This window comes from Mycobacterium sp. 852002-10029_SCH5224772 (assembly GCF_001667315.1).
Lineage (GTDB): Bacteria > Actinomycetota > Actinomycetes > Mycobacteriales > Mycobacteriaceae > Mycobacterium.
The window spans coordinates 1-24,645 of sequence record NZ_LZHT01000027.1; the positions used below are offsets into that span (position 1 = coordinate 1).

Consider the following 24,645-nt stretch of genomic DNA (forward strand, 5'->3'; position numbering starts at 1 on the left):
CTGGATGACGACGCCCACGAGCTGGCGCAACGGCAGCGCTACGAGCGGCGCCGGGCCGCCCTGATGCCCGCGCTGCGTTCGGCCGGCTTTGCGGTCGACTATTCCGAAGCCGGCCTCTATCTCTGGGTCACCCGCGGCGAGCCGTGCCACGACACCGTCGCGTGGCTGGCGCAGCGCGGCATCCTGGTGGCGCCCGGTGATTTCTACGGCCCGCGCGGCGCTCAGCACGTGCGGGTTGCGCTGACGGCCAGCGATGAGCGGATCGCGGCCGCGGTGCGCCGGCTCGCCTAGCCCGGGCGATCTGAACCTACCCGGCGACGATGCGCGCCGCCTCGCGGCGCGAACGTGCACAATGCATCGTTAGGCGTTTCACGTTCTTGAACCTCGGGTAAGGACGGTGCTTGTGACCAGTTCGACCGGCAAGCTGCGCATCCCGCTGTCGTTCGGGGATGTCGCCCGGCGTGTGTTCTTGGGAAAGCCGCTGATCACTGAGGACATCGCCTCCGAGAAATTGTCCAATGGCGTTGCGCTGGGCGCGCTTTCGCCGGACGCGGTCTCATCGGTCGCCTACGGCCCCGAGCAGATCCTGATCGAATTGCTGCCCCACGCGGGGTTGGCCGCGTTCCTGCTGTTGCTCCCGATCACCGGCGTCATCCTGTTCATCCTGGTGTTGGTGGCCGCCTCGTACCGGCAGGTGGTGATGGCCTACACCCGGGCCGGCGGCTCCTATATCGTCGCGCGCGACAACTTCGGCCCCCGGGTCGCGCAGATCGCCGCCGCGGCGCTGCTGATCGACTATGTGGTGACCGTGGCGGTGCAATCGGCGGCCGGGACGGTGGCGGTGGTCTCGGCGATCCCCGCGTTGGGCCCCTACAGCCTCGCGATCACCGTCGGCGTGGTGCTGATCATCTGCTACGCGAACCTGCGTGGATTGCGGGAGGCGGGAATGCCGTTCGCGGTCGCGACCTACTCCTTCATAGCCATGGTCGGGCTGACCATCCTCGTCGGCGTGGTCCGCGTGATGACCGGGGGATTACCGGTCTACGATCCCGCGCACACGCCCGGCGCCGTACCGGTTCATCAGGGCAACGGGCTGGTGCTGGGCGCGACCATCCTGGTGTTGCTGCGTGCGTTCGCCAACGGAGGTTCGTCGCTGACCGGGGTCGAGGCCATCTCCAACACGGTCGACTATTTCCGAAAGCCCCAGGGCCGCAACGCGCGCCGGGTGCTGACCGCGATGGCCATCATCCTGGGCTTCCTGCTGGCCGGTGTCGCCTACCTGGCCCACGTCACCCACGCCACGCCGTATCTGACCGAATATCCGTCGGTGTTGTCGCAGATCGGCCGCGCCGTCTACGGCAACGGCACGCTCGGCGACGTGTTCTACGTGCTGGTCCAGGCGTCGACCGCGGCCATCTTGTTCACCGGCGCAAACACCAGTTTCAACGGATTCCCGGCGTTGGCGAGCTTCGTCGCCGACGACCGCTTCCTGCCCAGGCAGCTGACGAAACGTGGTCACCGCCTAGTGTTTTCGAACGGAATCATCACGCTGACGGCGCTGTCGATCGCGTTGCTGGTGGTGACCGGCGGCTCGGTCAGCGCGCTGGTCCCTTTCTACGCGATCGGCGTGTTCACCGGGTTCTCGATGGCCGGCTACGGCATGACCAAACACCATGTGACGCATCGCGAACCGGGATGGCGACACCGGCTGATGATCAACCTGTCCGCGGCGATCCTGTCGACGATCGTGGTGGGCATCTTCGCGGTGGCGAAGTTCACCGAGGGCGCCTGGTTGGTGGTCGTCGTGTTCCCGGTGCTGGTGTTCGTGCTGACGCGGCTGAACCGCGAATACCGCGCCGAGGCAGCCATTCTCGAGATGTTCCGCACCGACCGCCCGGAATTGGTGAAGTACGCGCGGCACAAGGTGCTGGTGTTTGTCGACTCGGTCGACCTGGCGGTCATCGAAGCGTTGCGCTACGGCCGGGGCCTGCGGGCCGACGAACTGGTTGCCGTGCACTTCATGGTCGACCCGGCCCACGCCGCGCAACTGCGAAGCCGTTGGGACCACTTCGGTCTGGACACTCCGCTACGGATCGTGGACTGCCCCGACCGGCGGATCAGCAGGTCCGCGCAGCTGCTGGTCGCCAAGGCGCGCGACGAACACCCCGACACCAACGTCACGGTCCTCCTGCCGCGGCGGACATTCGCGTGGCTGTTCGGCCGGCTGCTGCACGACCGGACTGCGGACAAGGTCGCCCAGGCCGTCAGCCTCATCCCCGACGCCGCGGCGACGATCGTGCCCTACGACGTGGAATCGCGGATCAGAGAGGCCTACCCCGACTCGTTCGAGCAGCGCATCGGGCAAGAGATCGACAAGATCCAGACCTGGGTGTCCCAGGACGAGGACGAGAAGGTCGACGCCTACGAACACCCCGAAGGGCCGTCGTCGGTGATCATGGTGGCCGGACTGATCTCCGGGCAACGCGCCACCATCGAGGGACGTGTCAGCGAGGTCGAAGACGTCGCCGAACGGGGGCGAACGCGACGGCAGATCGTCGTGGGGGACAGCAGCGGGGAAATCACGGTGACCTTCCGCCCCGGACGCGGGGGCGCCGACATCCAGCCCGGTCAACTGTTGCGGATCAGCGGCAAGGCCCGCCAGGCCGCCCAGCGTTCCCTGTCGATGGTCGATCCGGAGTATCAGGTCATCGAAGATCCGGCGAAGGAAGCCGAGTCCGGGGCCTCGGAACAAGCCGACCAGTCTTAGTCCTGGCGTCCGTGCGGCGGGGCGGCCGCGATACCGCGCGAAATGTGTTGAGACTAAGGCGGTTTCGCTGATCCCGCGGGGCCATGGCGGCGGGCGCGCCGCGGTGCCGGTGGGGGTGAAGACTACGCAATTGCGAAGTCACGGCGTGGGTTTCACGACACCGGGGCGGCTACGGGGGCGGCTCTGTAACCCTTCAGGATCCTTTCTGGTACGCCGAACCGAATTGCTTAATCCCGCTAACTGACGCGGTTCGGGTAGGTAAACTGACGCCTGCACAATTACGCCTGAACACGTGAGAAAGACGGTGCGCGGCGACGCTCACGGGCCGCTGGGCGAGAACAGGGGGCTGCACGTTGCGTGCCGCGAACGCCACACCCGTGGCCGTCATCGGAATGGCCTGCCGGCTTCCCGGCGGGATCGATTCCCCGCAGCGCCTCTGGGAGGCGTTGCTGCGCGGCGACGATTTCGTGGGCGAGATTCCCGCCGACCGGTGGGACGCGGACCTGTTCTACGACCCCGAGCCCGGGGTGCCCGGCCGATCGGTGACCCGGTGGGGGGCGTTCCTCGACGACGTCGGGGGCTTTGACTGCGATTTCTTCGGGATGACCGAGCGTGAGGCCACCGCGATCGACCCGCAACACCGCTTGCTACTGGAGACGTCGTGGGACGCCGTCGAGCATGCCGGCCTCGACCCCGCGTCCCTGGCCCAAACGCAGACCGGCGTGTTCGTCGGCCTGACGCACGGCGACTACGAACTGCTGTCCGCCGACTGCGGCGCGGCCGAAGGGCCGTACGGATTCACCGGCACCAGCAACAGCTTCGCGTCCGGGCGGGTCGCCTACACGCTGGGGCTGCACGGCCCCGCGGTCACGGTGGACACGGCGTGCTCGTCCGGGCTGATGGCCGTCCACCAAGCGTGCGGCAGCCTGGGGAGCGGCGAAAGCGACCTCACCCTGGCCGGTGGTGTGGTGGTGACCCTGGAACCCCGGAAGTCCGTATCGGGTTCGTTGCAAGGCATGTTGTCGCCGACCGGCCGCTGCCACGCGTTCGACGTGCAGGCCGACGGCTTCGTGTCCGGCGAGGGCTGCGTCATGCTGCTGCTCAAGCGGCTCGACGACGCGCGGCGCGACGGCGATCGCATCCTGGCGGTGCTGCGCGGCACGGCCGCCAACCACGACGGCCGCACCGTGAACGTCGCGGCGCCCTCGGAGACGGCTCAGATCGCCGTCTACCGAACGGCGTTGGGCGTGGCGGGCGTCGACGCGTCCACGGTCGGCTACGTCGAGGCGCACGGCACCGGCACCCCGGTCGGCGATCCGATCGAATTCTCCAGCCTGGCAGCCGTGTACGGAACCGACGGGCCCTGCGTGCTGGGGTCGGTGAAGACCAATTTCGGCCACATGCAATCGACGTCCGGGCCGCTGGGGTTGTTGAAGGCGATCCTGGCGCTGCGGCACGGTGTGGTGCCGCAGAATCTGCATTTCACCCGGCTGCCCGATGAGATGGCCCGGGTCAACACGGAACTCTTTGTGCCGCAGGTCAATACACCGTGGCCCAGCACCGCCCCTCATCCGCGCCGCGCCGCGGTGTCGTCCTATGGGATGTCCGGCACCAACGTGCACGCCGTCTTGGAGCAGGCGCCGGCGGAAACCCCCACCCGGGCGCCCGATGCGTCGGCGGCGCCCCAAGCCGAGGGGCCACTGCTGTTTCCCGTGTCGTCCACGTCGGCAGAGCAGCTCCGCGTCACGGCCGCTCGCCTAGAGGCCTGGCTCGACGAGCGGCGCAGTGCCCCTCCCGACGGCGGCAGCGACACCGGCCTGCGGGACCTGGGCTACACGCTGTCGCGCCGCCGCGCGCACCGGCCGGTGCGGACGGTGGTGTCCGCGAACAGTTTCGACGGGTTGCGCGCGGGACTCCGCGCACTCGCCGACAGCGACATTCCGTACCAGCCGACCGTGGGACAAGACGATCGCGGGCCGGTGTGGGTGTTCTCCGGACAGGGTTCGCAATGGTCGCAGATGGGCGCCGAACTGCTGGCCAGGGAACCGGTGTTCGCCGCGACGATCGCCGCCGTCGAACCGTTGATCGCCGCAGAATCAGGGTTTTCGGTCACCCGGGCCATGTCGGCGCCGGAGACGGTGACCGGCATCGACAAAGTCCAGCCGACGATTTTCGCCATGCACGTCGCGCTCGCCGAAACGATGAAGTCCTACGGGGTGCGCCCCGGCGCCGTCATCGGACATTCGTTCGGCGAATCCGCGGCGGCCGTGGTCGCCGGCGGGTTATCGCTCGACGACGGCGTGAAGGTCATCTGCCGCCGCTCGCGGCTGATGGCGCGACTCGCCGGAAGCGGCGCCATGGCGTCGGTGGAACTGCCTGGGCAACAAGTGCTTTCGGAACTGTCCATCCGCGGGATCTCCGACGTCGTGCTCTCCGTGGTCGCCTCACCGACATCGACGGTCGTCGGCGGTGACGCCGAGGCGATCCGTGAGCTGGTCGCGGCCTGGCAGGAGCAGGACGTGCTGGCGCGCGAGGTCGCGGTGGATGTCGCCTCGCATTCACCGCAGGTGGAGCCGATCATCGAGGAGCTGGTCGACGCCCTCGCGGAGCTGAAACCCACGGTGCCCGAAGTTCCGTACTACTCCGCCACCTTGTGGGACCCCCGCGAGCGGCCGTCGTTTCGCGCCGACTACTGGGCCGAAAACCTGCGGAACACGGTGCGATTCGCCGCGGCCGTGCAAGCAGCCCTCAAGGACGGGTTCCGCGTCTTCGGTGAGCTGGCGCCGCATCCGCTGCTGACCCACGCCGTCGAGCAGAACGCCGCCAACCTGGACATGCCGATCGCCGCGCTCGCGGCCATGCGCCGCGAGCAGGGGCTGCCGGCCGGCTTGCGCGGCTTCGTCGCCGACGTGCACAGCGCCGGCGCGCTGGTGGACTTCTCCGTCCAATACCCCAGTGGGCGTCTGGTGGATGCGCCGCTGCCGACGTGGACGCACCGGCGGCTGATGCTCAGTCGCGAGTCGGTGGAGCAGGCCCACGGCGCCTCGCTCCAGGCCGTTCACCCGCTGCTTGGGGCGCATGTGCATCTGCGCGAGGAGCCCGAGCGACATGTGTGGCAGGGCGACGTCGGCACCGACGCCCACCCGTGGCTCGCCGACCACCAAATCTACGGCGTCGCAGCGTTTCCCGGAGCCGCCTACTGCGAGATGGCGCTCGCGGCAGCCGGCGCGGCGCTCGGTGAACGCGCCGAGGTTCGCGACGGCACCTTCGAGCAGACGCTGTTACTGGCCGACCACACGCAGGCTTCCTCGACGGCGACGGTCACCGCACCCGGGGTGCTCGAGTTCACGGTGGACACGCACGAGGAAGGCGAACGCGTCCGCCGCGCCGGCGCGACCCTGCACGCTTCCGGCGCAGGCGCCGAGCCGTACCAACCGCCCGCGCACGACCTGAAAACGCTGATCGCCGCCCACCCGTCCCGCATGGAGGGCGCCGAGCTGCGAAAGGCCTTCGACGCCGTGGGTATTCAGTACGGTCCGGCGTTTGCCGGTCTGTCCGCGGTGCTGGTCGGCGACGGGGATATCACGACGGTGCTCGCGGAAGTGGCGCTGCCGGGGGCGATCCGCTCGCAGCAGTCGGCCTATTCCACGCACCCGGCTCTGCTCGACGCCTGCTTCCAGTCGGTCATTGTTGCGCCCGAGGTGCAAAAGGCCGGCGCCGGCGGCCTGCTGTTGCCGGTGGGGGTGCGCAGGCTGCGCAACTATCACTCGACGCGCAACGCGCACTACTGCCTGGCTCGGGTCACGTCCTCACGTCCCGGCGAGTGCGAGGCCGACGTCGACGTGCTGGACCAGTGCGGGGCGGTGCTGCTGACCGTCGAGGGGCTACGGCTGGCCGGCGGAACTTCCGAACACGAACACGCCCACCGGCTGCTCAACGAGCGGTTGTTGACCATCGAATGGGAGCCCCGCCAGCCGCCCGAGGCGGTGCAGGGCGGGTCGGAATCCTGGCTGCTGCTCAGCGCGTCCGATGCCGGGTCCGATGGTCACGACCGGTTGGCGACGCAACTCGCAGACGTCTTGAATTCCGATGGGGCGCAATGCACCACGGTGTCGGTGCCGCTCGGATCGGTGGACACCGCGCAGCTGCGTTCGCTGGTGTCCGGCGGCGGTGTGTCCGCCACCAACGGTCACGGGGCCCTCAAGGGGCTCACCGGTGTCGTCGTGGTGATCGGGGTAGCCGATGACCGCCCGGACGACCCGCGGGCCCGGCGACGCGGCCGGGACTACGTATCGCACCTCGCGACCATCGCCCGTGAGCTCTCGGAGCTTCCCGGGGAAGCGCCGCGACTTTTCGTCGTTACCCGCAACGCCGCGAGCGTGGTCGCCGGCGATGTGGCGAACCTGGCGCAGGCCGGGCTGCGTGGACTGATGCGGGTGATCGATTCGGAGCATCCGCATCTGAGCGCCACCCAGATCGACGTCGATGACGCCACCGAGCCCGAAAAGGTTGTGCTGCAACTGAAAAGCGGCTCGGAAGAAGATGAGACCGCTTGGCGCGACGGCCATTGGTACGCCGCGCGGCTGCGGCCCGGTCCGCTTCGTCCGGCCGAGCGGCGAACCACGATCGTCGACCACGAGCGTGACGGCATGCGGCTGCAGATCCGCACTCCCGGTGATATGGAATCGCTGGAGTTCGCCGCGTTCGATCGGGTTCCGCCCGGACCGGGGGAGATCGAGGTGGCGGTCACCTCGTCCACCGTCAACTTCGCCGATGTGCTCGTCGCGTTCGGGCGCTATCCGACGTTCGAGGGGTACCGGCAGCAGTTGGGCGGCGACTTCGCCGGCGTGGTGACCGCCGTCGGGCCGGGCGTCACCGAGCACCAGGTCGGCGACCACGTCGGCGGGATGTCGCGGAACGGATGCTGGGGCACCTTCGTCATCGCCGACACCCAGCACGCGGTCACCCTGCCCGCCGAGGTACCGCTGCAAGACGCGGCCGCGGTGCCGACCGCTTCGGCGACCGCCTGGTACGGCCTGCACGACTTGGCCCGCATCGCACCGGCGGACAAAGTGCTGATCCACTCCGGCACCGGCGGCGTCGGGCAGGCGGCGATCGCGATCGCCCGGGCCGCGGGTTGTGAGATCTTCGCGACCGCGGGCAGCCCACAGCGCCGGCAGCTGTTGCGCGACATGGGCATCGAGCACGTCTACGACTCACGCAGCACGGAATTCGCCGACCAGATTCGCCGCGACACCGACGGCTACGGCGTCGACGTGGTGCTCAACTCGCTGCCCGGCGCGGCGCAGCGCGCGGGCATCGAACTGCTGGCGCTGGGCGGGCGCTTCATCGAATTGGGCAAGCGCGACATCTATGGCGACAGCCGTCTCGGACTGTTCCCGTTCCGCCGCAACCTCTCGTTGTTCGCCGTCGACCTGGCGCTGTTGACTTTCAGTCACCCGCACACCGTGCGGCGCTTGCTGACCACGGTGTATGAACGCACCGCGGCGGGGGAATTGCCATTGCCGCGCAGCACGCGCTATCCGATCCACGACGCGGCCGCCGCGGTGCGTCTGGTCGCCGCCGCCGGGCACACCGGCAAGGTGGTGCTCGACGTGCCGCGCGCGGGCAGCAGCGTGGCGGTAATGCCACCGGAAAAGTTCCGGCCGTTCCGCGCCGACGGCGCCTACGTCATCACCGGCGGGATCGGCGGATTGGGGCTGTTCCTGGCCGGCGAGATGGCGTCGCGAGGCGGCGCAGCGGGTTGTGGGCGGATCGTGCTCAATTCCCGCTCGCAGCCCAACGAGCAAGCGCGCCAAGCCATCGAGCGCCTTCGTGCCGCGGGGGCCGACATCGCGGTGGAGTGCGGGGATGTCGCCGAACCGCGGACGGCCGAGCGCCTGGTGGCGTGCGCGACGGCCACCGGGCTGCCGGTGCGGGGGGTGCTGCACGCCGCGGCCGTCGTCGAGGACGCCACGCTGGCGAACGTCACCGATGAGCTCATCGACCGGTGCTGGGCGCCAAAGGTGCACGGCGCGTGGAACCTTCACCAAGCCACCGCGGGGGAGCCACTGGATTGGTTCTGTTGCTTCTCGTCGGCCGCCGCGCTGGTGGGTTCGCCGGGGCAGGGCGCCTATGCCGCGGCCAACAGCTGGCTGGACGCGTTTGCCTACTGGCGCCGCGCTCAGGGCCTGCCGACCACCGCGATCGCGTGGGGGGCGTGGTCGGAGGTCGGCCGCGCCACCGCCCTGGCCGAAGGCGCCGGCGTGGCGATCACTCCGGCCGAGGGGTTCCGCGCATTCGAGACGCTGCTGCGCTATGACCGCCCCTACTGCGGCTACGCCCCGATCACGGGCACGCCGTGGTTGACCTCGTTGGCGCAACGCAGCCGCTTCGCCGAAGCGTTCGGATCGATGGGGCTCGGCAAACCGGACACGGGCAAGTTTCTGGCCGAGCTGCAGGCCTTGCCGCGCGAGGAATGGCCGTCGGCCATCCGGCGGCTGGTATCCGGTCAAATCAGCCTATTGTTGCGGCGCACAATCGATCCCGACCGCCCGCTATCCGACTACGGCCTGGATTCGCTGGGGAACCTGGAACTGCGGACCCGCATCGAAACCGAGACGGGCGTGCGCATCAGCCCCACCAAGATCACCACCGTCCGCGGTGTGGCGGACCACTTATGCGACGAGCTGGCGGGTTTGGAAGCGGCGCCGTCGGCATCCTGACTCGCGGGTGTCGCTACCCGCCGTATGCCGGGCGCGGCATCTTGAAGATGCGACGTCCGTTGCGCAACACCGGGACACCGGCGGCCTGACCCGCGGTGCGGGCCGCGGGCATGGGTCCCGGGACGGTGGATGGGTCCGCCACCGCCGCCGGCGCTACCCGAAATACATTGTCGGGCAACGGGGTCAGTCCCGCGCTGGCGGTGGGCGCTGGATTCGCGGCCATCCAGGCCTGCGGGACGGATAGCTTGCCCACCAGTGTCGCCCGGCCCAATCCGCCCAGCACAGGACCGCGGACGGCCGCGATCTCCGGCGCAGTGGGCGCCGCGATGTCCGGCACAATGGGCACATCGCCCTCTGCGGCCTTGGCGGCCTGGATATCGGAAAGGTCGAGCCCGTACCCCAATTGCCCCCACCCTAACAATGTGCGGGCGCCCGCCAAGAACGTCTGTCCCGGTGTGGTGACGAGTGTATTGAAGTCGTCGACCGAACTGATAAGGGACAGACCGGATCCAGACCCCAGCACCTCGGCAGGCCCGCCCGAGGAAGCATTCGTGAACAGGCCCGAGACCAGCGCGGCCCGGGCCTGACCCGCGGACGTACTCGCGGCTTGGTTGACCGCAGCGGCCTGGGCCGATTGGCCGTGCGCGTTCGTGGTGCGGGGTGGCTGGGCGAACGGCGTGAGGGTGGTGGCGGCCGACGACGATGCGGCGTAGCCGTACATGGCGGTGGCATCCTGCGCCCACATCTCGGCGTATGTGGTCTCTGTGGCCGCGATCGCCGCCGCGTTCTGTCCGAAGAAGTTGGTGGCGATCAGCATGAGGAGCTGAAGTCGGTTGGCGGCGACCACGTGTGGCGGCACCGTTGCGCCGAACGCCGCCTCATAAGCGGCCGCTGCGGCGCGTGCTTGTGCGGCGGCCTGCCCGGCCTGAGCCGCCGTGGTGAATGCCCACGCCACATACGGTTCGACCGCGGCCGCCATTGCCGTTGAAGCATCGCCGGACCACGCCCGTCCGCGCAGTTCCGACAGCGTGGCGGAGTAACCGGCGGCGTGCGACTCCAGTTGCGCTGCCAGCGCGTCCCACGCCGAAGCGGCGGCAGACATCGGGGCCGAGCCCGGCCCGGCATACATTCTGGCCGAATTGATCTCGGGCGGCAGCGCCCCGAAATCAATCATCGGCGATCCTTTCTGAACAACGCACGCTTGGTCGCTGCAGGTCCATGCCTGCACTGAAGAGTGGAACTAGTGGCTATCCGCCCGCGGAAGGACGCGGCATCTTGAATTGGCGTGGCGCCACACGCAAGACGTTGTTGACCGAGGGCCGCGACAAGAGCGCCGACGTGGCCCCAGCGCCCGCCGCGGGCGCCCCGCCCCACATATTGGTCGCCGGGCCTTCGTGCCATGACGGTCCACCGTCGAGCTCGGCGTCCGACAGCCAATGCGACTCGGCGACAGTGGAGATCGTCGGATTCGTCGCCGCCCAGCTTTGCGGGACCGACAATCGGCCTACCGCCGTCGCGCTGCCCGTACTCGCCAGGGTCGGGCCGGCGACGCTCGCCGCGCCGGTCGAGACGCCGGCCGTCGCGGCGGGGGCGGCGGCTTTGACGGCTTCGCTCGCCGCCTGAAGATTGGCGCGGAAGGCCCCGGTGCCGAAGGTGCCCGCCGACGTGAAGGTGCGGCTCATGGCGTCGCCGAGGTTCACCGGCGCCGTCAGTGTGTTGAAGTTGTCGACCGCGTCGACCACGCCCGAGGGCGTGGGGCCACCCGGAGACCCCGGAGGACCCGATTCGGAGAGGGTTTGCAATTTCTGCGGCACGGTCGACATCGTCCGGGACAACGCGGCGTGAGATTGGGTCGCGGCCGAGCCGTTCGTGGCTTGGGCGACCGCGGCGGTTTGGGCGGGCTGCCCGTCGGCGTTGGTGGTCCGCGGAGGCTCGTGAAACTGCGTCAGCGCTGTCGCGCCCGACGACGTGGCGGCGTAGCCGTACATGGCGGCGGCATCCTGGGCCCACATCTGTTCGTAGGCGCCTTCGGCCGCCCCGATCATCGCGGTGTTCTGCCCCAGAATATTGCTCGCGACCAGTTGCGCCAGGACGGTGCGGTTGGCCGTGACCAGCGCGGGCGGCACCGTCGCTCCGAAGGCGGCCTCGTAGGCGGCCGCCGCGCCCCGAGCCTGACTCGCGGCCTCCTCGGCTTGTGCCCCCGCGGTCGCCAGCCACGCCACGTACGGGGCGGCCGCGGTGGCCATCGCGGCGGAGGCGCTGCCGGTCCAGCTTTCGCCTTCGAGCTGGGCGATCACCGCGGCGTAACCGCGCGACGCGGTCTCCAGCCCGTTGGCCAGTACGCCCCAGGCGGCCGCCGCGGCAACCATCGGCCCCGAGCCGGGACCGGCATACATTCTGGTCGAATTGATTTCTGGTGGCAGGGACCCGAAATCGAGCATTCGTACTTCCTCTTCGTCAGACGGCCCCGGGTATGCACCGCCGCGAGGCGGCAGGGCCGGCTGGCGGTGACCCCGGGACCGTTGGATCTGTACGCGCTGGCCGTCGCTGGCGACGACGGCTTCGTGCGTTGCGGCCCAAGCGCGTCGACGAGCAGGCAATGGCAAGCGAGTCAAGGGACTTGATCATCGGAATGTTAAATGAAATTTACTTCGTGTTTACGGTCCCGTGTGCGTCGGGCCGCCGGCTGCAAATTTGCCAGCGAGGTTATGGCGTGTTCGCCGGACCATCGATGATCGACGCTCACACGCGCTTATGGCGGGCGTGAGCGCCATCGCGTCGCGCCGCACGCGGCCCTGGGCGGCGGCACGGCAAATTATTCTCTGCTTGAATAAAACCCAACGATCCGCCTTGGACAGCCATAACCGATCGACGCACAAACGATCGACGGCTCGCGCCACCAGCGGCCCAGGGCATCGACGCGTGCTGGCCGACGCCTGCGGCCCCGGACGCTGGGATAGCAAACCGGCGCCCTGCTTCGCGCCTCGGCAAAGACTGCGGGGACCGGCTTCGCTCCACCAGCGTGATTCGTTTGCTGGCGGACCCGATGCGGGGAACGTGGCGGAGTGATCCCGCCACCGGAAAACTCCCGTAAGTTGACCATCTTTACTTGTAGGCTGGTTCTAATCCGGTTTGGTTGACAAGAAATTTGGCAAAGGTGTGTGGCAGCGGCGCCGTAGCTGCGCATCGACCTCGCTGTGAACAGGAACCAGAAATGTCGAACAACATCACCTGGCACGAACACAAGATCAGCCGCGGCGAGCGCGAGGAACTCAATGGCCACCACGGGTGCGTCATCTGGTTCACCGGGCTGAGTGGCAGCGGCAAGAGCACGGTCGCCAACATCGTCGAACAAAAGCTCTACGAGCGGGGCATCCGGAGCTATCTCCTGGACGGCGACAACGTCCGGTACGGGCTCAACGCCGGTGCGGAGCTGCTCGAGGAGCGCCATGGGCCCGCGTTCGCCAAGCGGTTCGGGCTGGGGTTTTCCGCCGAGGATCGTGAGGAGAACATTCGGCGGATCGGCGCGGTCGCGAAGCTGTTCTGCGAGGCCGGCGTCATCGCTTTGACCGCCTTCATCAGCCCTTACGTTCGTGATCGCGACGCGATCCGGGCCACGCTGGGCGATGGCGATTTCCAGGAAATCTTCATCGATACCCCGATCGAGGTATGCGAACAGCGCGATCCCAAAGGCCTCTACAAGAAGGCCCGGGCCGGCGAGATCAAGGGATTCACCGGGATCGACGACCCGTACGAGGCCCCGACGCAGCCGGAGTTGCGGCTCGACGGCGGAACGAAGGACGCGGACACGCTCGCCGACGAAGTGATCGCCCACCTCCAGCGGGTAGGGGTCATCGAGACGCCCGACCGAGATCACGACGGCCGGGAAAGGAACCTGGAGAGTAACGAGGTCACGGCATGAACTACACGGGTCACAACGGCAAACCGATCGTGGAGCGGGTGTCCACGGACGACGCGACCGGTCGGATGCAGGGGCTGCCGCGTGTTCCGATATCGAAGGCCACCGCGCACGAAGTCATCAGCCTTTCCTACGGCTTTTTCACCCCGCTGACCGGCTTCATGGGCCGCCAAGCGGTCGACGGGACCTTGGACGACTTCGCGCTGCCGGACGGGACGCTGTGGAGCATTCCGATCGTCTTCGACATGTCCGCCGACGACATCGCGACGCTCGATATCAAGGAAGGCGCCAGCGTAGTTCTCGACTATCTCGGCGCCCCCATGGCCATCTTCGACATCACCGAGATCTACGAGTACGACCTCGAGCGTATGGCCGAAAAGACATATGGCACAACCGATCCCCGGCACCCGGGCGTCAAGAAGACGTTTGGCTACGAAAACCGCTTCATCGGCGGGGATATCACGCTGATCAACGAACCCGTTTTCCACGAGCCCTTCAAGAGCTTCTGGCTCACCCCGAAACAGCACAAGGACGCGCTGGCCCAGCGGCACTGGCAGCGGGCCGTCGCCCACCAGACCAGAAACGTTCCGCACACCGGCCACGAGGCGTTGATGAAGCAAGCGTGGTTGGCCGCGAACGAGGACCAGCCGGTCGACAACCTGAACACGGGCGTCCTGGTGAATGCCATCATCGGCCAAAAGCGCGTAGGCGATTACATCGACGAGGCAATCCTGTTGGGGCAGAACGCCCTACGAACCAGCGGATATTTCCGCGAGAACGTGCACATGGTGTCTTTCACCCTCTGGGACATGCGGTATGCGGGGCCCCGCGAGGCGATCTTCCACGCGATTCTGCGGACGAACCTGGGCTGCACCCATCACATGTTCGGGCGCGACCACGCGGGCGTGGGCGACTTCTACCACCCCTATGACTCACAGAACATCCTCAAGCAATACCGGAGCCAGCTGGGCATCAAGCCGGTGTTCCTGCGGGAGAACTGGTATTGCCCGGTGTGTTTGGAAGTCACCAACTCGGCGCTGTGCGGCCACGATTCGCAGGCGCAAAGTTTCAGCGGCAGCCTGATACGGAGCATTCTGACAGACGAGGTCAAACCGACGCAGAAGGTGATGCGGCATGAGGTCTTCGAAGTCGTGATGGAATGCGCCGCCAAGCATGGTCGGGGTTCGCCGTTCGTCACCGAGGAATATCTGCGGGACAGACGGCCGGTCTTCACGCTCAACCAATTGGAGGGTTCGTGAGCAGCGACGACAAGCAGATCAAGGTCAACGTCTGGATCAACGAGGAGCGGCTGGAAGCGTTGGCGAACGCCGGGATGGCGGACCTGGCGAATGAGGCTTTCGCAGGCATGAAACTGCTGGAGATTTACACGACCGAAGAGCAGAAAAATATTGTCCTGCAGCGCTATCCGGGGTCGAAATACGATTCCGCCACCACCCAGTCCATCGAGTTGCTGCCCAAGCGGGCGAAGGACAGGCTGCTAGAGCTGTCGATCGCGATGCATTCCACCGGTCCCGACGTGATGGGCCGCTTTCTCGAGGAGACGCAACGCTGAGCCGCCGGTAGCGCCGCCGCCACCCCACTCAAAGATCAGCTAGTCCAACCGCCAGCAGCACGCAGCCGACCGCGCCAAGCAGTGCGGCAACCTCGATGCGGCGCCGAGACCGGATCCAGTCCTGCAGCCCGGTCATCGCCGTGCGCGTTGCCGTGGGCGCCAACAGGTAGGCGACCAACGGAATCTCTACGAGGGCGAACGCTACGACATTGAACATCACCAGCGCTCCCACTTGCGTCGTGACCGCCGCGCCGGACGCCAAGATGACCGCCAGGGCGGCCAGATAATCCACCGACGGCAGCGCGATGCCGAGGCCGGCGACTCCGGCGACCCACAGGGAACGTCCGTTCAGCAGCCGCCGGGCCCGAGCCGTCAGCCATGCCGGGCCGGCGCTGTCGCCGTCGGGAGGAACGCGGGGGGATCCGCTCCACCGGTCCGCGACGATCTTCGCCACCAGTACGGTGGCGGCCACCAGAGCCAGTGCGCCGATGAGTATCTGCACCCGGGGCAGCGTGAAGTATGTCGAGCGCAGCAGGACGCGCCGGAGGAGGAACAAGGCGGTGGCACCCACCGTCAAGCCCATTGCGAAGCCGCCGGCCAAAAATGCGAGCAGTTGCAGCAGCGGCCTGGGGCGATTCAGCATCAGCACCGCCATGCCGATCCGGAACGGTTCCAGGCTCACGGCAATGGCCATCACGCCGATGGTGAACAACATCGCAGATATGGTGTGTCCCCGGGCCGCTCAGGCGTCCAGCCGGGTGAACTGTTGCCGTCGGTACTGCTCGACGCAGGCGGCCCGCCGGATCTTGCCGCTCGTCGTGGTGGGAATCGATCCCGGTGGCACCAGTACCAGGTCGGCGACATTGAGCCCGTGGGAGTCCGAAATCGCCGCGGTGACATCGTTCTTGACGATGTCGAGCTGGCGCAGCGCGTCCGCGTCGGAATCGCCGCGCTTCTTCAGTTCGATGATGGTCACCAGTTTCTCGGTCTCGTCCACCGGCACCGAGATCGCCGCGACGCGGCCCCCGGTGATCGCCTGCACCGTCGACTCGATGTCCTCGGGATAGTGGTTGCGCCCGTAGACGATCAGCAAATCCTTCATCCTGCCCACGATGAACATCTCGCCGTCGCAGATGAAACCGAGGTCCCCGGTGCGCAGCCACGGTCCCGCGGGGACGCCCGGCGACGGGTCGGCCAGGACGCCACCGAAGGTGCGCCGGGTTTCCTCCGGCTTTTGCCAGTAGCCGTCGGCCACGTTGTCGCCGTGGACCCAGATTTCACCGACCGTTCCGTCCGGGGACTGCGCGCTGGTGTCTGGGTCCACGATGCGCACCGTCGGCGAGGTCGGTGCGCCGTAGCTCAGCAGGGGTGTGCCGGTCTGGGCTGAACACCGTTGGGCGCTGCCCCGCGACAGCTTCTCCGGTTCGAAGTGAACGACGTTCGGGGCGCCGGTCCGCGCACGGCTGGACACGTAGACGGTCGCCTCCGCCAGGCCGTAGGACGGTTGCATCATGTCATCGCGAAAGTTGTACGGGGCGAACCGTTTACAGAACCGGTCGAGCGTTGCGGGATGGATCCGTTCGGAGCCGCTGACGATGCGCAGGATGTTGCCCAGGTCGATTCCGGTCAAGTCGGCGTCGGTCGTCTTGCGCACGGCCAGCTCGAAGGCGAAGTTCGGTGCGGCGGAGAAGACCGGATTGTCTTGGGCCATCGCCTGGATCCAGCGTGCGGGCCGTTGCAGGAACGCGACCGGGCTCATCAGATCACCGGGATAGCCGCCCAGGATCGGAGCGATGACGCCTTGCATCAAACCCATGTCGTGATAGAACGGCAGCCACGACACGCACACGCTGTTGGGCGGGGCCACGCCATCGGAGTCCGGAAAGTAGGCGGCCATCAGCTGCTGGAAATTCACGTGAAGATTCCGGTGCGAGACCATGACCCCGGCCGGAAGACGAGTGGAGCCCGACGTGTACTGCAGGTACGCCATGCCCGGTGCGTCGCTGACGCGCATGCTCGGCGGATTCGGGTCATCGAGACTCGGTGTGTCGACCTCGACGATGGCCGGGTTTGCCCCGTCCGGCCGCTGCAGGTGATCGCCGACGGTGGCGGCGGCCGCGGAGGTGGTGAGAACGACGGTGGGGCCGGTGTCGGCCAGGACGGCACCGACCCGGTCATCGTGCGTACCGGGCTGCGGAACCGAGAGCGGAACAGCGATCAGCCCGGCCTGTATCGCGCCGAGGAACGCCACGATGTAGGGGAGGCCCTGGGGTGCAAGGATCACGGCCCGGTCCCCGGTGGCGCCGTACCGCTTGACCTCGTGCGCAACGTTGAGGGTCCGCCGATACAGCTGCGCCCACGTCAGCGATTCGGTGACGCCCGTCCAGTCCTGCTCGTAATCGGTATAGCGGAGTGCCACATCGTCGGGCTGCAGACCGGCGCGTTCCCGCAGCACGGAGACAACCGACGAATGGTGCATGCGGGCTAGGTTACCGCTTCGGCTTTTTCGCGCATGCCGGTCGTGCGAGGCGGTTGCGTGGCCCGCGACCCACGAAATCGCCGCGAGCCAAACAACGTATGTCCCTTACGTTTTCGTCGCCGTCGGGTCGGCATCCCAGGTTCCCGGCATCAGCGGCGTGCGGGGGCCGTCGTCGAACTCGTCGACGCCGAGCGCGCTCAATCCCGCCGGTGCGGCGGCGGCCCTGGTGGGGATGGTTCCGGCGAACCCCATCGCCGGCGCGGGCCGGTCCGAGGCCGTCGTCGACAGCTCGGGCTCGAGGTCCATGTATTCGTACCCACGGCCGGGTTGGGTGACCTTGAGGCGTTGCCGGCGCTTCTTCGTCGCCTCTTCCTCCGGCTGTGCGACCGCCTCGGCCTCGGCGATGTCGCGCGTCGCCGCCGTCCTCGCGCGGGCGCTGGTGCTCGCTGCCCTGCGCGCGTCCGCGGCCAGGCCACCGACCATGTAGCCGAGGCCTTGCATCGCGGCCACCGGCGGTCCCGCCGGCGTCGGTGGTGGGCCCCCGGGCGTGGGCGCTGCGGGTGCGGAGGCCGGTGCGGAGGCCGGCGCCGGCGCGGGGGCGGGCGCCGGGGCCGGCGTGGGAGGCGGGGTGGGTGTCAGAGCCACCGGGACGAGCGCCGGGGCCGGAATGAACGGCACCACCGGGATGGCGTGCAGTCCCGCCAGACCGGCCAGGCCCGCCAAGCCCCCCACCAGGGTGGGCACGACCAACGGAACCACCGCGACGGTCAGCAGCGGCACGATGAGCGGGATCAGCACGATCATCTGCTCGAGCAACGTCTTGATCAGCGCGATGGTGTCGGTGATGATCGTGCCGATCACTTCGATGGTGGTGAACAGCAAGGTCCACGCGATCGTCGCGGGGTTGCCCGAGGCGAAGGCCGCCGCAAGATCCGCCGCGACAAAGCTGAACATTTGCGCCAGATAGCCGAAGTACGAACCGAAATCCATCGGGTAGCCGAGGGCGAAGGCGATGTTGAACGGGTTCAGGAAGCTCAAGGGGTTGCCCACTGACGGCAGCCACGGGTCGAAACCGGAAAACAGCGACTGGAAGAACGGATTGTTCATCAGCTGGTCGATCAACGGCTGGATGTACCTGTTGTAGAAGTCGACAAACCCGGTCTGCTCCAACCACTCCATCCACTGGTTCTGCGTGTCCGGAGGATACGACGACGACTGTTCCGACGTGGCCGCCAGCGCGCTGACCTTCATGACCTGCGGCGCCGGTTCGGCGTGCGGCGCGGTGGCCACCGCGGCGGTCGCCACACCCTCGTAGGTGCTCATCACGGTGGCGGCCTGGACCCACATCCGCGCGTAGTCGGCTTCGTTCACCGCGATCGGAATGGTGTTGATGCCAAAGAAATTCGTCGCCGTCAGGACCGCGTGGGTGGCGTGGTTGGCGGCCAACTCGGGCATCGTCGGCATGGCCGCCAACGCCGCGGTGTAGGCGGCGGCGGCAAGGTCCTGCTGGGCGGCCATGGTCGCGCTGTTTGCGCTGGCCTGCACCAGCCACGTCAGGTAGGGCGCATGCGCGGCCGCGTATGCCACGGCGGTCGGGCCGTCCCAGCTCCCGGCTTGCACGCCGCTCAGCAGCGCGGCCAGCTCGTCGGCCGACTCGGCATATTCCACGCTCAGCGAGCTCCACGTCGCCGCGGCGGCCAGCAGCGGGCCCGGCCCCGGTCCGCTGCTGAGCAGCGTTGCATGCACCTCCGGAGGGGAGGCCATCCAGATCGGGGACGTCATCGATCGCTCCCCGGGACCGTGGCGAAACCCCTTGCCGCAGCGGCCAAGCGGATGAGGCCAGGGCCCGGGGGGCGGTGCCCCCGGTTGCGTGCATCGGTGTGACGAGAGTGGGCGCGGCGGCGCGGCGCCGCATCGATGGCGGCGTTGATGGCCACCCATGCTGAGGGAAACATGGACGTTGACAGCTCTCTCGGGGTACACCCGCCCCGGGTCGCAGGACGCGATGACGCGAGTGTCCTGGCTCTCGGATCGCTGCTCGCCTCGCCTTCCAGCTTTTCAGCCGTGGCCGTTGAGGGTCGCTCCCCGATGACAGTGGCGGGACCGCGCCGGATTCGCACCGGCTTCCTGCGTCGTCATCACCTTACGGGGTGACATTCTTGCATCCCCTGGGAGCAAATGCCGTCAAATCTTCCGAAGGCGGTCGGTGCGGGCCGCCGGGTCGCCGCCTCAGCGGCGTTCCAGGACCCGTAGCCCCAGCGAGAACAGCAGCCGGACCTCGGGGTCGGCCAGCGACGTCGACAGCAACTTCTCGATCCGCCGCACTCGGTAGCGAACGGTATTCGGATGCACCCGCAACAACTGCGCGGCCGCGGCGATGTCGCCGAAGGCGTCCAGGTAGGTCCGCAGGGTGTCGGCCAGCACCGGATCCTCTTCGCCCAGTTGCACGATCCGCGGATCGATCAGGCGTTCGTCAGCACCGACCAGCGTCACGATTTCGTCGACCAGGACGGTGGTGCGCGCTTCGGCCAGCGACGTCACCTGTCCGAACGAAACTGGGTGGCGCTCAGCGCTATCCAGCACCCGGTCCACCTCCATGCGCGCCGCGGCGACCCCGGCCAGGCCCGCGACCGGCGCCGCGATGGCCGCCCGTAGCTGCACCCCGAGCTCGGCGCGCATGGCGCCGATGGTGCCACGCACCCACGAGGCGACCGACCGGTTCTGCGTCTGGGGCCGGGTGTGGGGAAGCAGGACGTACGTTCGTGAACCGTTGGAGGCCACCTGAGCGTCGCGCCGGAAAGCGCTGGCGCTCAGCGCAATAATGTCGGCGAGCCGAGCATGACCGGCCGAAGTCTCGCCGGCGTCCCAACCGATCAGGGCTGCGGCGGTGTCGGTGGTTAGCCCGAGTTCGCGGGCGATGGCGGTTGCGTCGGCGGCCTCGTCGGTCAGGCCCAGAAGTTGCTGGACCCGGCGCGCATGGGTGGACGGCCTGGCCGCCAGCCGCCACATGATCCGGGCGGCCAGTACGGCGGCGCCCCGCAAGATGTCCTCGGCGTCGTCGGCCAGCGGCTGTGAGCCTTGCTGCACCCAGATGGTTCCGGCGAACTCCGGCGGTCGCCGGGCGTCGGTCGCCGGCTGGTGGATCCCGATGGCCAGCCGCGGACGCAACCCCAATTCGGGCCGCTGTTTGACGCGCACCACCTCGGTGCCCGAACGCAGGGCATCGAAGATGCCCCACTGGCCGATCCACTCGAGATGCTCGGGCGGGCCGGCCCTGCCCAGGATGGAGAGTCGGCGCAGCTCGTCGGCTTCGTCGTTGGAGGCCGAATAGGCCAAGACATGGGATTGCGCGTTTTCGATGCTGACCATGCCGTGGATGCGGTCGGCGAGCGACTGCGCCAGTCCGAACAGGTCGGTGCCCGTGTCGTCCATCGCGTCGGCGCGGTCGCCATGATGCTCGAGGACGTGATTGACCAACTGGTAGAGGCGTTCCCACCGGGCGCGCGGATCGACGGCCACCACCGCCGAACCCGCCGCGACGGCCGTGGCCACCAATGCGTGGGACGGCTCTTTGACGAAGATGGCCACCGGCACGCGCTCGCGTGCCTGCCTGCCCATCCATTGCATCGCCTCGTCGTCGGCGACCCCCAACAGGAAGAAGACGTCCGCGGCGCCCGCCGCGGCCGCGAGCCCCAGGCGCACGTCATCGGAGTCGATCAGCGCCGCCGAAGCCACCGGAAGGTCCAGGCCTCGCGGGGCGTCGGCGAGGCTGACCATGGTCGCGTCCAGCGCGAGCAACAGCTGACCCAGCCCCACTCCGGCCATGTTGTCCGATCTTACTATGAACCTAGGTATGCCTTGTCCAATCGGCTAACTCAATGGGTGGTCGCCGCGAGGATCCTGGCGATATGGACGCGATAACCCAGGTCCCGATGCCGGCCAACGAGCCGGTCCATGACTATGCGCCACAGTCCCCGGAGCGCACCCGGCTGCGCGCCGAACTCGCCGCGCTGGCCGATCACCCGATCGATCTCCCGCATGTCATCGGTGGCACCCACCGGATGGGCGATGGTGAGCGCATCGATGTCGTCCAGCCGCATCGCCACGCCGCGAAGCTGGGCACGCTGACCAACGCCGGGCACGCCGACGCGACGGCGGCGATCGACGCCGCGATGGCCGCGAAAAGCGCTTGGGCGGCACTGCCCTTCGATGAGCGGGCGGCGGTGTTCCTGCGGGCCGCCGACCTGCTGGCCGGGCCGTGGCGGGAGAAGATCGCCGCCGCGACGATGCTGGGCCAGTCCAAGTCCGTCTATCAGGCCGAGATCGACTCGCCGTGCGAGCAGATCGACTTCTGGCGCTTCAACGTGGCCTTCGCGCAACAGATCCTGGCGCAGCAGCCGATCAGCGGGCCCGGGGAGTGGAACCGCAGCGAATACCGCCCGCTGGAGGGCTTCGTGTACGCGATCACGCCCTTCAACTTCACCTCCATCGCCGGCAACCTGCCGACCGCGCCGGCGCTGATGGGCAACACCGTGGTGTGGAAGCCGTCCATCACCCAGACGCTGTCGGCCTATCTGACCATGCAGTTGCTCGAGGCCGCGGGGTTGCCTCCCGGGGTGATCAACCTGGTCACCGGCGACGGCTTCGCGGTTTCGGATATGGTGCTGGCCGATCGGCGGCTGGCAGGCATCCACTTCACCGGGTCGACCGCCACCTTCCAGCGACTGTGGTACCAGGTGGGCACCAATATCAGCCACTACCACGGCTATCCGCGTTTGGTCGGCGAGACCGGCGGCAAGGACTTCGTGGTCGCGCACGCGTCCGCACGGCCGGATGTGTTGTGCACCGCCCTGATTCGCGGCGCCTTCGACTACCAGGGGCAGAAATGCTCGGCGGCGTCGCGGGCCTTCATCCCGCAGTCGGTGTGGCGCCGCATGGGCGACACCTTCCTGGAGGAGACGGCCGCGCTGCGCTACGGCGACGTCACTGATCTGACCAACTTCGGCGGAGCGCTGATCGACCGGCGGGCCTTCATCAAGAACGTCGACGCCATCGAGAGGGCGAAGGGCGCGCCACACGTCACCGTCGCCGTCGGCGGCGAATACGACGACCGCGAAGGGTATTTCGTGCGCCCCACGGTGTTGCTGTCCGATGACCCGCACGATGAGTCGTTCGCGACCGAATACTTCGGTCCGCTGCTGTCGGTGCTCGTGTACCCCGACGACGATTACGAACGGATCCTCGACGTCGTCGACGGTGGTTCCCGGTACGCGCTGACCGGCGCGGTCATCGCCGACGACCGGAAGGCCGTGCTGACCGCGCAGGACCGGCTGCGCTTTGCCGCCGGGAACTTCTACGTCAACGACAAGCCGACCGGCGCGGTCGTCGGGCGTCAGCCGTTCGGCGGCTCGCGGGGCTCGGGCACCAACGACAAGGCCGGATCGATGCTGAACCTGTTGCGCTGGACGTCGGCTCGCACCATCAAGGAGACGTTCGTCCCGGCAACCCAGCACGCCTACCCGCACATGGGCGCCGACTGATGGCCGGACTGTTCGCCACCACCCTGCGCCCCGTGATCCTGGCGGCCGGGCGCGGTGACGTAGTGCGCCGTGGCGCCGAAAGGCTCCCGGTGACCCGTCGCGTGGTGCGACGCTTCGTCCCGGGCGAGACCGTCGACTCCGCGCTGGACAGTGCTGCAGCGCTTCGTGATTCGGGTCGGCTTGTCAGCGTCGACTATCTGGGCGAGGACGTGACCGACACGGACACCGCCGATGCGACGGTGCAGACCTACCTGGATCTGATCGAAGAGCTGGGCCGCCTCGATACCGGGGGCGGTGTGGTCCGGCCGCTGGAGGTCTCGGTCAAGTTGTCGGCGCTAGGGCAGACGCTCGGGCGCGACGGACACAAGATCGCGCGCGATAACGCGTGGTCGATCTGCGACGCCGCCCGGCGGGCGGGCGTGTGGGTGACGGTCGACGCCGAGAACCACACCACCACCGAGTCGACGCTGTCCATCGTGCGCGACCTGCGGGCCGACTTCCCGTCGCTGGGCGTGGCTGTGCAGGCGTATCTGCGGCGGACGCTGGATGATTGCGAGGAATTCGCCTCCTGCGGCGCCCGGGTCCGGTTGTGCAAGGGCGCCTACGACGAGCCCGCATCGGTGGCTTACCGCGGGCAGGCCGAGGTGACCCATTCGTACTTGGAGTGCCTTCGGGTGCTGATGACCGGGACCGGCCACCCGATGGTGGCCACCCACGACCCGGCGATCATCGATGCGGTGCCGGCGATGGTGCGCGAATCGGGCCGCGGCGCCGGTGAATTCGAATACCAGATGCTGTACGGCATTCGCGACCACGAGCAGCGACGCCTCGTCGGGGCCGGTAACACCGTGCGGGTGTATCTGCCGTTCGGCACCCAGTGGTACGGCTATTTCATGCGGCGACTGGCCGAACGACCCGCGAACCTGACGTTCTTCCTGCGGGCGCTGGCGCAGCGGCGTCACTGAGCGCGTCGCGGACGCGGACGGTCGCTGGCGAAGCCGCGCACCACGTGGGCGCGCACGAACTCCGCCGCCACGTCGGGATCGTCCATGTCCAGGGTCGAGGACGGCGTGCTGAATAGCGAGAACAGGATCCGCGCGAACCACTCGCCGGCGGCCTCGACATCGAGATCCTTGCGCACCTCGCCCGTGAGCCTGGCGGCCGACAGGTAGGGCGCGAAGAACTCGACGCATTCACGCAGCAGCACGGCGGCGTCCTTGGTCAGCAGCAGGCTGATCGCGTCTTCGTCGAAGTACTTCTCGGAAGCGATGACTCGACGCGCCTGGGTGACGAATACCGCCGCCGCGCACAGCTTGTCCTCCAGGTTGCCGCCCCGATCCATCGCCTTGGTCATCTCGCGATAGAAGCGCTCGGACGCGTGTTCGGCGCATGCCTCGACGATCGCGGCCTTGTCGGAAAAGTATTCGTAGATGGTGCTGCGGGATACGCCGGCCCGCTTGGCGATGTCGACGATGGTCGCCTTCTGCAATCCCTGTTTGCCGAAACACGCGAACGCGGACTCCACGATGAGCTCGCGGGTATCGGTCGGCTGCTGGAAGGCGGAAGTCTGCGCCATCACGGGACCAACGCACCCCGGGGCGCCGGCCCGGCATCAGTCGGTCGAACGGAAAAGCTGATGTGG

At 68.0% G+C, this 24,645-nt stretch carries 15 protein-coding genes and 1 riboswitch; of the genes, 8 read left to right on the forward strand and 7 right to left on the reverse strand.

Going from position 1 to position 24,645, the window contains the following annotated elements; all coding sequences use genetic code 11:
• From A5775_RS06655 to pks2, 3 genes are all read left to right on the forward strand, one after another.
• Positions 1-291, forward strand: a 291-nt coding sequence (locus A5775_RS06655; RefSeq protein ID WP_156660592.1) for an aminotransferase class I/II-fold pyridoxal phosphate-dependent enzyme, incomplete at its 5' end; no start/stop codon positions are given.
• 112 nt (positions 292-403) lie between these two features.
• Entirely contained in the window at positions 404-2,767 is a 2,364-nt protein-coding gene (locus A5775_RS06660) for an APC family permease (protein ID WP_067249525.1), read from the forward strand.
• Positions 2,768-3,120: 353 nt separating this feature from the next.
• Entirely contained in the window at positions 3,121-9,492 is a 6,372-nt protein-coding gene (gene pks2, locus A5775_RS06665; RefSeq protein WP_067249529.1) for a type I polyketide synthase, read from the forward strand.
• A gap of 13 nt (positions 9,493-9,505) precedes the next feature.
• Here pks2 and A5775_RS06670 read toward each other — a convergent pair whose 3' ends face one another.
• Both A5775_RS06670 and A5775_RS06675 read right to left on the reverse strand, forming a co-directional pair.
• A complete protein-coding gene (locus A5775_RS06670) occupies positions 9,506-10,666 on the reverse strand; it encodes a PPE family protein (protein ID WP_067249533.1) in 1,161 nt (386 codons plus the stop codon).
• A gap of 73 nt (positions 10,667-10,739) precedes the next feature.
• The gene (locus A5775_RS06675) at positions 10,740-11,933 is read right to left on the reverse strand and encodes a PPE family protein (RefSeq protein WP_067249539.1); all 1,194 of its coding nucleotides are present in this window, start codon (positions 11,931-11,933) and stop codon (positions 10,740-10,742) included.
• 773 nt (positions 11,934-12,706) lie between these two features.
• On the opposite strand from A5775_RS06675, the gene cysC reads away from it, so the two are divergent.
• The 3 genes from cysC to A5775_RS06690 are packed head-to-tail and all read left to right on the forward strand — an operon-like array spanning position 12,707 to position 14,984.
• A complete protein-coding gene (gene cysC, locus A5775_RS06680) occupies positions 12,707-13,414 on the forward strand; it encodes an adenylyl-sulfate kinase (RefSeq protein ID WP_067249541.1) in 708 nt (235 codons plus the stop codon).
• On the forward strand, positions 13,411-14,670 hold the full coding sequence (sat, locus tag A5775_RS06685; protein WP_067249544.1) for a sulfate adenylyltransferase: 1,260 nt from the start codon (positions 13,411-13,413) through the stop codon (positions 14,668-14,670). Before cysC ends, sat begins: the two co-directional genes overlap by 4 nt.
• Positions 14,667-14,984 carry a hypothetical protein gene (locus A5775_RS06690; RefSeq protein WP_067249547.1) on the forward strand — a complete coding sequence of 106 codons (318 nt, stop codon included), beginning with the start codon at positions 14,667-14,669 and terminating at the stop codon, positions 14,982-14,984. The genes sat and A5775_RS06690 overlap by 4 nt, the downstream gene beginning before the upstream one ends.
• Before the next feature lie 28 nt (positions 14,985-15,012).
• On the opposite strand, the gene A5775_RS06695 is transcribed toward A5775_RS06690, so the two are convergent.
• The 4 genes from A5775_RS06695 to A5775_RS06710 all read right to left on the reverse strand — a co-directional run bounded on the left by A5775_RS06695 (position 15,013) and on the right by A5775_RS06710 (position 21,288).
• The gene (locus A5775_RS06695) at positions 15,013-15,699 is read right to left on the reverse strand and encodes a GAP family protein (RefSeq protein ID WP_067249550.1); all 687 of its coding nucleotides are present in this window, start codon (positions 15,697-15,699) and stop codon (positions 15,013-15,015) included.
• A gap of 27 nt (positions 15,700-15,726) precedes the next feature.
• Positions 15,727-17,463 (reverse strand): fatty-acid--AMP ligase FAAL21/FadD21, encoded by a 1,737-nt coding sequence (fadD21, locus tag A5775_RS06700; protein ID WP_067249553.1) that lies wholly within the window; start codon positions 17,461-17,463, stop codon positions 15,727-15,729.
• A 105-nt stretch (positions 17,464-17,568) separates the two neighbouring features.
• Positions 17,569-19,245 carry a PPE family protein gene (locus tag A5775_RS06705; protein ID WP_067249557.1) on the reverse strand — a complete coding sequence of 559 codons (1,677 nt, stop codon included), beginning with the start codon at positions 19,243-19,245 and terminating at the stop codon, positions 17,569-17,571.
• A gap of 209 nt (positions 19,246-19,454) precedes the next feature.
• Positions 19,455-19,637: riboswitch (cobalamin riboswitch) on the reverse strand.
• 55 nt (positions 19,638-19,692) lie between these two features.
• Positions 19,693-21,288, reverse strand: a complete 1,596-nt coding sequence (locus A5775_RS06710) for a CdaR family transcriptional regulator (protein ID WP_067249561.1) — start codon at positions 21,286-21,288, stop codon at positions 19,693-19,695.
• An 83-nt stretch (positions 21,289-21,371) separates the two neighbouring features.
• Here A5775_RS06710 and pruA point away from each other — a divergent pair, with 83 nt between their 5' ends.
• Entirely contained in the window at positions 21,372-23,003 is a 1,632-nt protein-coding gene (gene pruA / locus A5775_RS06715; RefSeq protein ID WP_067249564.1) for an L-glutamate gamma-semialdehyde dehydrogenase, read from the forward strand.
• Positions 23,003-23,968 (forward strand): proline dehydrogenase family protein, encoded by a 966-nt coding sequence (locus A5775_RS06720; protein WP_067249568.1) that lies wholly within the window; start codon positions 23,003-23,005, stop codon positions 23,966-23,968. Before pruA ends, A5775_RS06720 begins: the two co-directional genes overlap by 1 nt.
• Here A5775_RS06720 and A5775_RS06725 read toward each other — a convergent pair.
• On the reverse strand, positions 23,962-24,579 hold the full coding sequence (locus A5775_RS06725; RefSeq protein WP_067249716.1) for a TetR/AcrR family transcriptional regulator: 618 nt from the start codon (positions 24,577-24,579) through the stop codon (positions 23,962-23,964). The genes A5775_RS06720 and A5775_RS06725 overlap by 7 nt on opposite strands.
• Between the last annotated feature and the right edge of the window lie 66 nt (positions 24,580-24,645).

Coding starts and splice junctions, on each gene's coding strand:
- A5775_RS06670 (WP_067249533.1), bottom strand. CDS start 10,666: ATGATTGATTTCGGGGCGCTGCCGCCCGAGATCAATTCGGCCAGAATG.
- A5775_RS06675 (WP_067249539.1), bottom strand. CDS start 11,933: ATGCTCGATTTCGGGTCCCTGCCACCAGAAATCAATTCGACCAGAATG.
- cysC (WP_067249541.1), top strand. CDS start 12,707: ATGTCGAACAACATCACCTGGCACGAACACAAGATCAGCCGCGGCGAG.
- sat (WP_067249544.1), top strand. CDS start 13,411: ATGAACTACACGGGTCACAACGGCAAACCGATCGTGGAGCGGGTGTCC.
- A5775_RS06695 (WP_067249550.1), bottom strand. CDS start 15,699: ATGTTGTTCACCATCGGCGTGATGGCCATTGCCGTGAGCCTGGAACCG.
- fadD21 (WP_067249553.1), bottom strand. CDS start 17,463: ATGCACCATTCGTCGGTTGTCTCCGTGCTGCGGGAACGCGCCGGTCTG.
- A5775_RS06705 (WP_067249557.1), bottom strand. CDS start 19,245: ATGACGTCCCCGATCTGGATGGCCTCCCCTCCGGAGGTGCATGCAACG.
- A5775_RS06710 (WP_067249561.1), bottom strand. CDS start 21,288: ATGGCCGGAGTGGGGCTGGGTCAGCTGTTGCTCGCGCTGGACGCGACC.
- pruA (WP_067249564.1), top strand. CDS start 21,372: ATGGACGCGATAACCCAGGTCCCGATGCCGGCCAACGAGCCGGTCCAT.
- A5775_RS06720 (WP_067249568.1), top strand. CDS start 23,003: ATGGCCGGACTGTTCGCCACCACCCTGCGCCCCGTGATCCTGGCGGCC.
- A5775_RS06725 (WP_067249716.1), bottom strand. CDS start 24,579: ATGGCGCAGACTTCCGCCTTCCAGCAGCCGACCGATACCCGCGAGCTC.